Source organism: bacterium (assembly GCA_040753555.1).
In the GTDB taxonomy this organism is placed as follows: domain Bacteria; phylum UBA9089; class UBA9088; order UBA9088; family UBA9088; genus JBFLYE01.
The window spans coordinates 1-8,849 of sequence record JBFMDZ010000089.1 but is presented as its reverse complement, the minus strand read 5'-3'; the positions used below and the strand labels follow the sequence as shown (position 1 = coordinate 8,849).

Here is an 8,849-nt window from a genome sequence, read left to right as displayed (position 1 = left end):
ATTCTCCCCTTTTTCTGTGAAACGGAGAAATTTCTCCCCTTCTTAAGATTCTCCCTTTCTCCCCTTCTCCCTCTCTCCAATTCATCCATTCTCCGTTTCTCTCTGTAATGACTGAATAGTTACCTTTCATTTTATTCATTCACCCCCTATTTCTTTACTGATAAAATCCCTGATAGTTTTGATAAATTCCTCTGCTTGTTTAATGGACAAAATAGCATCCTCTTTTGAGGTAGCAACCAATTCCTTATAATCGCATTCCTGCCTTAAATCAAACATCCTATGAAGCATCTTTGAATAAGATTTATCAATCCTTCCTTTATGCACAAATTCTTTATCAAAGATGGAGATAATCCCTGTATGTTTTGATGTTTTTATTGAGAGGCTGTTTTTTAAAAAAAGGGCTAAGATGGCATAAAATATAGCATAATAAGCCCGGTTTATGATAGACCTTGGGGAAAGGTTGTTTTCTAACATCTTCTTGGCATCAGAAAGCGTTTCCTCTGCCTGGTTAAATCTGTAAACAAAGAGCGCATCTTTATCATTCATATCTTTATTCCTTCCTCAAGGATATTTTTCACAAGAGGAGATGCCCGTAAGGGCGAATTTTCTATCTCCTCTTGCGTAAAAACAAAGAGAGAAACCACTTTTAGGTTTTTAAATCCTACATCCCATACGACATCAAACATTTTTTCCTTTAGTTCTTTGTTTATAAAAGGCACTTCAACAAAAAGGTCCAGGTCAGAATATTCATCCCCTCCACCCTTTGCACAAGAACCAAACACCCTTGTATCAAGTAAATTAACAAATTCTGCAAACCTTTCCTTTACTTCGTTTGCTATTTTTAAATCTTTCTTTAACATTTTAAGCAAAATTTCCTAATGTCCAATAAATTTTTGTTCCCTTATCTATCTGTGACTCTGTCCATATCTTTCCCTGATGGCGATGGATGATTCTTTGAACAATTGCCAAACCAATCCCTGTGCCTTGGGGAAATTCCTCTTTAGAATGCAATTGCTGAAATGGAGAAAATAATTTATCAGCATAAGCCATATCAAAGCCACAGCCATTATCAGAGACAAAATAAACACCATCCTTTACTCCAAACTCAATCCTTGCCTTTTCCCTTCTTGAGGTGAATTTACAAGCATTATCAAATGTCTGTTCAAAGACTGTCTTAAGAAACCATTTGTCTCCCTGTGCCATTAAACCTTCCTGAATGACAAACTCTATATCCCTATTGGAATTGGATTTTTTAAGCTCATCTGCTACATCCTTTGCTAAAACACTCAGATTAACCTCCATAATACGCATCTCTTGCCGTGCTATTCTTGAAAGAATGACAAGGTCATCCAAAAGATGGCCCATATACTGGCTTGCATCCCTTATCTTTGTAAGCCATCTTTTCCCCTTTTCATCAAGCTGAGAATAATAATCCTCTAATATCGCCTGAGAGAATCCATCAATTGCCCTTAAGGGTGCCCTTAAATCGTGTGATACAGAATAGGAAAAATCAGAAAGCTCTTTCTCAAGGCTTACAATACGACTCTTGTATTCCTCTTCATTCATCTGACAATACCTTCTCTATTTGCTCTAATAATTCCTTAATATCTAACATTGAGCTTGGTTCTATCTTTTCTCCTATATGTTTGTGGTGTGGAAATGTTTCTACATTTTTCCAATGGGGTGCATTATCCCAACGAAGTATAAGCTCTCCTTCCTTATTTTGCCAATGATAGGAATATCTTTTTCCTTTTTCACTAATTGTTTCCTGAATAAATAAAATGCTTTCATCAATTAAATGAGACCTTATCTTAATAGATTTAACTGCCTGTTCATTTACCAATTCTAATATCTCTACAGAGCGAACTATCTGATGTTGTTTAAGGCAATCTACAATTTCATACACTCTTCTAATTCCTTATACCTTTTAAACCATTCCTGATATGCCTGATAGAAGGCTTCCCAAATGATGAAATCATCCCATTCTTCAAAATTTTCTTTCTCTTCTGTGTCTATTTTTTTCTTGAATTCTTCAAATTTACTTCCATATTTTCGTTCAAATCTAATGAGTTTGCTTTGGTAATATTCCATTTTCGCTAAGGCTTCAAACTTCAATTGTGAAATAAAATCCATACTTTGCTTTGTCTCTTTTACCCACTTTGGAACATCAATTGTCATTGTTACTGTGTTCATTTTTTAAGCTCCTTCTGCAATCATCTTTTTCCAGGTATTTCATTAAGAAGAAGCCAGTATAAGCCAAGCTGTTTTATGGCAGAGCTAAACTGGACAAAATCTACCGGCTTTCTCACATAGCTATTCGCACCCAGGCTATATCCTGAAACCATATCACTTTCCTCCCTTGAGGATGTAAGGATTACAACAGGAATTAGCTTTGTTCGTTCCTCTGCCCTTATTTGACGAAGAACCTCCAAGCCATCCATCTTTGGAAGCTTTAAGTCAAGAAGGACAACTGCAGGAAGGTTATTTTCCCCTTTAAATAGGTAGTCAAGGGCAGAAAACCCATCCTTTACCCAAACAACCTTATTTAAAATATTAGCATTCTCAAGCCCTCTTATTGTAAGCTCTGCATCATCTGGGTTGTCTTCTACCAACAAAATATTTTTTTGCTCCACTTATCTACCCCCCTCTTTTTTTGGACGCATCTAAAATAGTAATTCCCACCAACTCTTCTCCTTTATATCTAAGTAGTGTGCCATCTTTTAGCATTTCTGAATCAGTAGCCTTCTGAGGTCTTTTAAAGCTTATATAAAGCACATCTGCCTCTTTATCATAGTCCATCCATATCTTATTAACAGGAAATCTTATAAAATAAGGAATGGCTTTAAATATCTCCTTTGTTATCCCTTCTTTTACACCTTCTTTTGCCATAATATCACTTCCCTTAAAGCAGACTGCATCATCCGGGTTGTCTTCTACCAACTTGTGCATGTCATGTTTTGTCCAAATAACCATTTTAATAAATTTTAACCAAAAATTACATAATTGTCCAGAAAAATGTTGCTCCCTTATCTGGTTCTCCAATTGCCCATATCTTACCCTGGTGGCGATGGACTATCCTTTTGACAATGGAAAGGCCAATGCCTGTTCCAGGAAATTCAGAGATTCCAACCAGACGAGAAAAGGGAGCAAATAATTTATCAACCTCAGCCATATCAAAGCCAATACCATTATCAGAGACAAAGTAAGCCCCCTCCTTCACTCCAAACTCAATCCTTGCCTTTTCCCTTTTTGAGGTGAATTTATAGGCATTAAAAATGAGGTTTTCAAGGAGAATTTTAAGAAGAGAGGAATCGCCCCTTCCCATTACATCATCCTGGATTAGAAATTCAACCTCCCTCTCTGGCTCTTTCTCCTTAAGCTCATCTCTAATTGCTTTTGCTGTTTCACTTAAATTAACCTCTTTACGCTCCATATCAAGCTTTGTTATCCTTGAAAGGGTTAAAAGGTCGGTAAGTAGCTCATCCATCCTTTTAACCCCATTATCCATCCTTTCAATGTAATGTTTTATCTGTGGGTCTAGCTTATCTGATTTGTATTTTAGAAGCATATCACAAAAACCCTCAATAGTTGCCAAGGGGCTTCTTAAGTCATGGGAGGCAGAATAGACAAATGCCTCTAATTCTTGGTTAATTGCTGAAAGCATTTCTACTTTCTCCTCTATCTCTTTTTTTGCCTTAAAGAGGTCAATAAATACAGAAACCTTTGTTCTTAATATCTCTGGAATAATGGGTTTTGTGATACAGTCAACCGCACCAAGGGAATAGCTACCAAGGATATCTTCAAAAGATTTGTCAGAAGGTATAATAAAGATGGTTGGGATACGCTCTGAGGTAAGTTTTTCCTCGATAAGCCTTATTGCCTCAAGCCCATCCATCTTTGGTATAGCAACATCACGCAAGATTAAGGCAAATTTCTCCTTCAAGAGCCAATGGAGTGCTTCTTTGCCTGAGGTTGCCTTAACAATGTGTATCTCTAAAGGAGCAAGTATCGGCTCATAGGCTAATAGATTTTCCTCTTTGTCATCAACCAAAAGGATATATGGCTTTTCCATCTTATTAAAATGCCAATTCCTAATCCTCTCTTCTAAATCTTCTCTTGTGTATCATAATAAGAAGGAGGCTAGCTAATGTCAAGGCAAACAAAAGCAATATCCTATTTTTATTTATCCTTTCTTTTTGTATTTTGCCTTTTTCTAATACCTCAATAGAGCTACTATGAATATCCATCTTTCCCCAATGCTCCTTGCAGACTGGATGAAATATTCCAAAAACCCTTATTCTATCCCCAATTACACCATATCTGCCATAATATTCTATTTTAGGACATTTGTCAATTTTTATAAATACACCAATCCCTCCTGTTTTGTCATTTATATTAAGAAGATAGAAATTACCCCTTTTGATGAGCTTTCCAACAACCTCTGCTTCAATCTCTACAGCTTTTTGCTTCTGTTCTTGAATAAGGTCAAAGATGGTTATCCCAAAGGATGAGGAACAAAATAAAAGAAAAAATAAAATCCAATTCATCTTTTTCTTCCTAATAATAGGCTTATAATGGCAAATATAGAGATAAACTCAAGCCTACCTGCCCACATTTGAAAGATATAAACAATCTTCATAAGAGATGGCATACTACTTGATACAATCCCGCAACTAAATCCTGTTCCAGATGTTGTTGATACAGATTCAAACAAAGAGTTGATAAATGGGTAGCCATATATAACACCAATTAAGGCACCAAAAAAATATGTAGAAAGATAGGAAAATGTAATAATCATAGATGAGCGGATAATCCTATCATTAAGTAGAATATCCTTTATATGATGAAATTTACTATGAACAACAGCTGAGCTTGGAAAAGCAATGCTTTTTATGTCCTCAATAAGGCTTTTTACAATTACCCCTACCCTTAAAATTTTAATCCCTCCACCCGTTGAGCCAGCAGAACCACCAATTCCCATAGCAATTATCATTCCAATCAACGCTATCTCTCCCCATTTTATAAAATAGGATGGGTAGACAAAAGATAAGCCACAGGTTGTATGAGCAGATGTTGTATGGTATAAACCCTGCAAAAAGAAAGAGGGAAAATCATTATAAAGCCCTGATTTGACAATGCCAAGGCTTACAAAAATAAATGAAACAATAAGGGTAAAAAAGAAGGTTCTTATTTCTGTATTCTTAAATATCTCAAGCCTCTTTCCTGTCCAAATAGTATAATGAAGATAAAAGTTAATAGAGCCTAATATAAAAACAATAATTGTTGCAAGGTCAATTAAGGGACTATAATAAAAAAGAACAGAGGAAGATGTAGGAGGTAAGCCACAGGTAGCCCAACCACTCATATAAAGCCACATTGCATGAAAAAATGCATTTATTATTCCCATATCTTCTTTTATTCCAATTAGCCATAAGATGCCTATACCTACAACAAGATATAGCAGGGCTATTGACCAAATTATTTGAGCTGTGCTTGCAATGTTTGGAAGAATTCTATCTTCCCTTCCTTCTCCAAGATACATTCCATAGCCAGAAGGGCTTGTTGCAAGGAAGATTAAGGCTACCAGGATTATTCCCTGGCCTGCAATATATGGAACAAAAAACCTGAATGTATTAAGGGAATAAGAGAGATGGTCAATATCGTTGATTATAGAAAAGCCGACAGTAGCCAAACCAGACATTGTGTCAAAGCAAGCATCAAGGTATGAAAGATAATGGCCTGATAAGAATAATGGAATGGCAACGAGAAACATAAGAAAGAACCAGGTTAAGGAGACAATAACCATACCAACAACCCATGTAATCTCCCCCTTTTTTCCTAATAAAATAAGGATATAGCCAAAAAGGACAGAGGAGGAAAATCCAATAAGAAGATCTATAGCACTTTTATATTCAGCCATTATTATAGCAATAACAAATGGGATAAATGCAACAAAGCTAAATGCAGATATTATCCTTCCTATATAATAAAGAATTGTTCTAAAATTTGTCATTTATAAGCCAGATGAGCATTGCAGGAATTCCTAATGCAAGGATAAGGAAAAGGCAAAATACAACCTCTGTTAAAACGCCAATAAGGAGGTTAAAAATTTTAAGAAAAAATTTTTTTATAGGCATCTTACAAAATTTAATATAGTATAATCTCTTATCTAAATTTCCACAATTGGGAAATTTATGATGTGAACTTTGGCAAATTTGATTCTATACTTTGAGTTTTGCATTGTTAATTTTTAATTGAATTTCTTTCCTTTAATAATTTGCGTTACAAAGCACTACGATCCCGAAACCGGGAGGTTTCTCTCACAAGACCCTATCTTCCCCGCCCTCAATCCTGCCCTACCTGTCCTGGGGCAAACATACTCCCCATAAAAGGAGCAGGGCTATTGAGTTATCGTGGGATAAGAAAAGGTATGCTTTTTAGGTCCCAAAGGCTACATCCATATATTTATGTAAAAAATAATCCAGTCAATTGGATTGATCCAAAAGGAGAAATAGGTATTGTTGAAGGTATAATTGGTGGAATTATCATTGGTGGAATAATATATGAAACAGTAAAATTTTATAAGCTAGCTGAAGAAGGATATTTTGAAGGAAAAGACTTTGAAGATTGTAAGCTTAGCTGTAGATATAAAATGCATTGCGAAAATAAAAATTCCCGCCTTGCTGCCATAGACTGCTGGTTGGGATGTATGTTTATGATGGCATGGAAAGGAGGAGGACTTGAATTTCAACTACGCCAAGAATAATAATAAAGATGATTAATGTAATCATTAGAGCCTATTCTGACAAGATAGCAATGTTTTTAATGCTAAGTATTCTAATTCTAATTGGAATAGTCATTAGAAAATCTTCTTTAAAAACACAAAAGCTTATTGCCTTTCCATTGATTGTCTCTGCCACTACATTTTTGAGTACACTACTTGCTTTTAATATTGCAATAATTGGACATTTTGGGAAAATTGGACATTTTGGGAAAGTTATAGATATTTGTCTTCCTATTATAGTCAAAACCTGTGTTATCAGTAGTCCTTTTTGGGGACTAATATTAGAGCTATTGATATCCAATAAAAGCCTGAAGTTTAAACTTCAAATTACCCCTTTAAATATATTTTGGCTTTTAAGTGCTGTTTTTATAGGGTATATAGCAGGATTAGCTTTATTGATTGCTCCTATTTTTATTAACAAAGACTTTGATTCAATAATAATGACTAATCTTTTTCCTTTGGGCCATATTCTTGGTGTATTAACGCCAGTTATAGGAAGCTCTCTTGATGCAATGCTATGGAGCAAAAAATTAAAAGAATAAAATGGACATATCAAAGGTAAATATATTAAACTTTAAAAAAAGGAGGAATTGAGAATGAGAGAAAATGTTTTAACGGTAAAATATCCAGATGACCTTCTGCTTTCCCTTAAAGAAAGTAAAGAAAGATTTGAAGAAGAAGCAAGATATCTCTTAGCCCTGAAACTTTATGAGCTTGGCAAAATCTCCTCTGGCAAGGCGGCAAAATTAGCTGGCTTAAACAGGGTGGATTTTCTGATGAGGCTTGGACAATATAATGTTTCTCCCTTTCAGGTAGAGCTAAAGGAGATTTTGGAAGAATCCAAAAATGCAAAATAAAGAAAAAGGGATTGTAGTGAATACATCACCATGGATTGCCCTTTCAATATGTAGACAGACCTCTTTACTTAAGGAGCTTTATGCTGAAGTTTATCTTCCCTTTAAGGTAAAAGAAGAAATCTTGGCTGGCGGTGAGCAAGGGCTTGGAGTTCAAAAGCTAAAGGCAAGTCCATGGCTTTTAATTGAAAAGGTTGCTGATATGGAAAAAATAGAGTTATTATATGAGCTAAAACAGGGTGAGGCAGAGGTTATTATCCTGGCAAAAGAAAAAGGGATAAAACAGGTTCTAATAGACGAAAAAATTGCCAGATTGCAAGCAAAGGTTTTAGGCCTTGAAGTAATAGGAACCTTGGGCTTGCTTTTAAAGGCTAAAAAGAAAGGTTTGCTTTCTTCTATAAAACCTTCTATCAGTCAAATGTTAGAAAATGGCATCTGGATTAAAGAAGAAATAATAAAAGGATTATTGAAAGAGGCTAGAGAGGAATAAAATGCAGAATAACTCTGTGAAAATAGGTCTACTATGGATACAACAACCTATGCCTATGATTATGAAAATCGGCTAACCCAAATAACCTATCCCAATAGCTCAACCCAAACCTTTACCTATTGCCCCTTGGGCAAAAGAATAAGCAAAACCTCATCCTCTATGAACTATGAACTATCAACTATGAACTATCTTTATGATGACAATGACCTAATTGCTGAATACGACCCTCAAGGAACCCTCAATGCCAGATACACCTTTGGCCCAGGCATTGACAACCCAATCTCAGTAAGAATAGGAACCCAAAGCTATTTCTACCACCTTGATGGCTTAGGCTCGGTAATCTTTATCACCGACAAGGACAAAAACATCGTCTCATCTTACAATTACGAGGTATTTGGCTCCCCTATTCCCTATTCCCTAATCCCTTCTTATTCACTTCCCGAGAATGGGAAGAAAAGGCAGGTTTATATTATTACCGTGCCAGATACTACGACCCAAGCGTAGGAAGGTTTCTCTCAACCGACCCTATCCTCCGCCCTCAATCCTGCCCCACCTGCCCTGGGGCAAATGCCCTTTCCCTTAAAGAGGCGGGGTTACTAGTGTGCTGTCCCTTAAATAAGGTATGTTATATTTTACAAGGTTTTCCTGCATATGTCCATGCAAATGGTTTTGCTTTTTTGTTGTAATATTCAATATACTCCAATAACTTCTGTTTTAATGC

General features: G+C 35.8%; 17 protein-coding genes. 6 read left to right on the top strand and 11 right to left on the bottom strand.

Translation table 11 applies throughout. The features are described from left to right. Positions 1-135: 135 nt before the first annotated feature. Genes AB1630_08025 through AB1630_07975 form a run of 11 tightly spaced genes read right to left on the bottom strand, consistent with a single transcriptional unit; the run spans position 136 to position 6,137 of the window. Positions 136-546 carry a HEPN domain-containing protein gene (locus AB1630_08025; GenBank protein MEW6103739.1) on the bottom strand — a complete coding sequence of 137 codons (411 nt, stop codon included), beginning with the start codon at positions 544-546 and terminating at the stop codon, positions 136-138. After that, positions 543-860, bottom strand: coding sequence for a nucleotidyltransferase domain-containing protein (locus AB1630_08020; protein ID MEW6103738.1), 318 nt, complete (start codon positions 858-860; stop codon positions 543-545). Before AB1630_08020 ends, AB1630_08025 begins: the two co-directional genes overlap by 4 nt. Before the next feature lies 1 nt (position 861). Beyond that, on the bottom strand, positions 862-1,566 hold the full coding sequence (locus AB1630_08015) for an ATP-binding protein (protein MEW6103737.1): 705 nt from the start codon (positions 1,564-1,566) through the stop codon (positions 862-864). Then, positions 1,559-1,906: a DUF6516 family protein gene (locus AB1630_08010; GenBank protein MEW6103736.1), complete on the bottom strand. Its 348-nt coding sequence runs from the start codon at positions 1,904-1,906 to the stop codon at positions 1,559-1,561. Before AB1630_08010 ends, AB1630_08015 begins: the two co-directional genes overlap by 8 nt. Further along, positions 1,891-2,193, bottom strand: coding sequence for a hypothetical protein (locus AB1630_08005; protein ID MEW6103735.1), 303 nt, complete (start codon positions 2,191-2,193; stop codon positions 1,891-1,893). Before AB1630_08005 ends, AB1630_08010 begins: the two co-directional genes overlap by 16 nt. Before the next feature lie 20 nt (positions 2,194-2,213). Then, positions 2,214-2,633: a response regulator gene (locus AB1630_08000; protein MEW6103734.1), complete on the bottom strand. Its 420-nt coding sequence runs from the start codon at positions 2,631-2,633 to the stop codon at positions 2,214-2,216. A gap of 4 nt (positions 2,634-2,637) precedes the next feature. After that, positions 2,638-2,949, bottom strand: a complete 312-nt coding sequence (locus tag AB1630_07995) for a DUF2283 domain-containing protein (protein MEW6103733.1) — start codon at positions 2,947-2,949, stop codon at positions 2,638-2,640. A gap of 46 nt (positions 2,950-2,995) precedes the next feature. Next, positions 2,996-4,072, bottom strand: a complete 1,077-nt coding sequence (locus AB1630_07990) for an ATP-binding protein (GenBank protein MEW6103732.1) — start codon at positions 4,070-4,072, stop codon at positions 2,996-2,998. Between the two features lie 19 nt (positions 4,073-4,091). Further along, a complete protein-coding gene (locus tag AB1630_07985; protein MEW6103731.1) occupies positions 4,092-4,547 on the bottom strand; it encodes a hypothetical protein in 456 nt (151 codons plus the stop codon). Continuing rightward, positions 4,544-6,013, bottom strand: coding sequence for a potassium transporter TrkG (locus AB1630_07980; GenBank protein ID MEW6103730.1), 1,470 nt, complete (start codon positions 6,011-6,013; stop codon positions 4,544-4,546). The genes AB1630_07985 and AB1630_07980 overlap by 4 nt, the downstream gene beginning before the upstream one ends. Then, entirely contained in the window at positions 6,000-6,137 is a 138-nt protein-coding gene (locus AB1630_07975) for a hypothetical protein (GenBank protein ID MEW6103729.1), read from the bottom strand. Before AB1630_07975 ends, AB1630_07980 begins: the two co-directional genes overlap by 14 nt. A 293-nt stretch (positions 6,138-6,430) precedes the next feature. Between AB1630_07975 and AB1630_07970 the strand changes: the two genes are divergently transcribed. From AB1630_07970 to AB1630_07945, 6 genes are read left to right on the top strand one after another with little or no spacing between them, the layout of a single operon-like run. Further along, complete coding sequence (locus AB1630_07970; protein ID MEW6103728.1) at positions 6,431-6,766, top strand: hypothetical protein; 336 nt, start codon at positions 6,431-6,433, stop codon at positions 6,764-6,766. A gap of 8 nt (positions 6,767-6,774) precedes the next feature. After that, positions 6,775-7,326, top strand: a complete 552-nt coding sequence (locus AB1630_07965) for a hypothetical protein (GenBank protein ID MEW6103727.1) — start codon at positions 6,775-6,777, stop codon at positions 7,324-7,326. Positions 7,327-7,380: 54 nt separating this feature from the next. Then, on the top strand, positions 7,381-7,641 hold the full coding sequence (locus AB1630_07960; protein ID MEW6103726.1) for a UPF0175 family protein: 261 nt from the start codon (positions 7,381-7,383) through the stop codon (positions 7,639-7,641). Then, the gene (locus AB1630_07955) at positions 7,631-8,128 is read left to right on the top strand and encodes a DUF3368 domain-containing protein (protein MEW6103725.1); all 498 of its coding nucleotides are present in this window, start codon (positions 7,631-7,633) and stop codon (positions 8,126-8,128) included. Before AB1630_07960 ends, AB1630_07955 begins: the two co-directional genes overlap by 11 nt. 33 nt (positions 8,129-8,161) lie before the next feature. Then, on the top strand, positions 8,162-8,632 hold the full coding sequence (locus AB1630_07950) for a hypothetical protein (GenBank protein ID MEW6103724.1): 471 nt from the start codon (positions 8,162-8,164) through the stop codon (positions 8,630-8,632). After that, positions 8,521-8,814, top strand: coding sequence for an RHS repeat-associated core domain-containing protein (locus tag AB1630_07945; protein MEW6103723.1), 294 nt, complete (start codon positions 8,521-8,523; stop codon positions 8,812-8,814). Before AB1630_07950 ends, AB1630_07945 begins: the two co-directional genes overlap by 112 nt. Positions 8,815-8,849 lie beyond the last annotated feature (35 nt).

What these genes read in the sequence shown, in the direction of transcription:
- AB1630_08025 (MEW6103739.1), bottom strand. Translation starts at nt 546, where the DNA reads ATGAATGATAAAGATGCGCTCTTTGTTTACAGATTTAACCAGGCAGAG.
- AB1630_08020 (MEW6103738.1), bottom strand. Translation starts at nt 860, where the DNA reads ATGTTAAAGAAAGATTTAAAAATAGCAAACGAAGTAAAGGAAAGGTTT.
- AB1630_08015 (MEW6103737.1), bottom strand. Translation starts at nt 1,566, where the DNA reads ATGAATGAAGAGGAATACAAGAGTCGTATTGTAAGCCTTGAGAAAGAG.
- AB1630_08005 (MEW6103735.1), bottom strand. Translation starts at nt 2,193, where the DNA reads ATGAACACAGTAACAATGACAATTGATGTTCCAAAGTGGGTAAAAGAG.
- AB1630_07995 (MEW6103733.1), bottom strand. Translation starts at nt 2,949, where the DNA reads ATGCACAAGTTGGTAGAAGACAACCCGGATGATGCAGTCTGCTTTAAG.
- AB1630_07990 (MEW6103732.1), bottom strand. Translation starts at nt 4,072, where the DNA reads ATGGAAAAGCCATATATCCTTTTGGTTGATGACAAAGAGGAAAATCTA.
- AB1630_07985 (MEW6103731.1), bottom strand. Translation starts at nt 4,547, where the DNA reads ATGAATTGGATTTTATTTTTTCTTTTATTTTGTTCCTCATCCTTTGGG.
- AB1630_07980 (MEW6103730.1), bottom strand. Translation starts at nt 6,013, where the DNA reads ATGACAAATTTTAGAACAATTCTTTATTATATAGGAAGGATAATATCT.
- AB1630_07975 (MEW6103729.1), bottom strand. Translation starts at nt 6,137, where the DNA reads ATGCCTATAAAAAAATTTTTTCTTAAAATTTTTAACCTCCTTATTGGC.
- AB1630_07970 (MEW6103728.1), top strand. Translation starts at nt 6,431, where the DNA reads ATGCTTTTTAGGTCCCAAAGGCTACATCCATATATTTATGTAAAAAAT.
- AB1630_07965 (MEW6103727.1), top strand. Translation starts at nt 6,775, where the DNA reads ATGATTAATGTAATCATTAGAGCCTATTCTGACAAGATAGCAATGTTT.
- AB1630_07960 (MEW6103726.1), top strand. Translation starts at nt 7,381, where the DNA reads ATGAGAGAAAATGTTTTAACGGTAAAATATCCAGATGACCTTCTGCTT.
- AB1630_07955 (MEW6103725.1), top strand. Translation starts at nt 7,631, where the DNA reads ATGCAAAATAAAGAAAAAGGGATTGTAGTGAATACATCACCATGGATT.
- AB1630_07950 (MEW6103724.1), top strand. Translation starts at nt 8,162, where the DNA reads ATGGATACAACAACCTATGCCTATGATTATGAAAATCGGCTAACCCAA.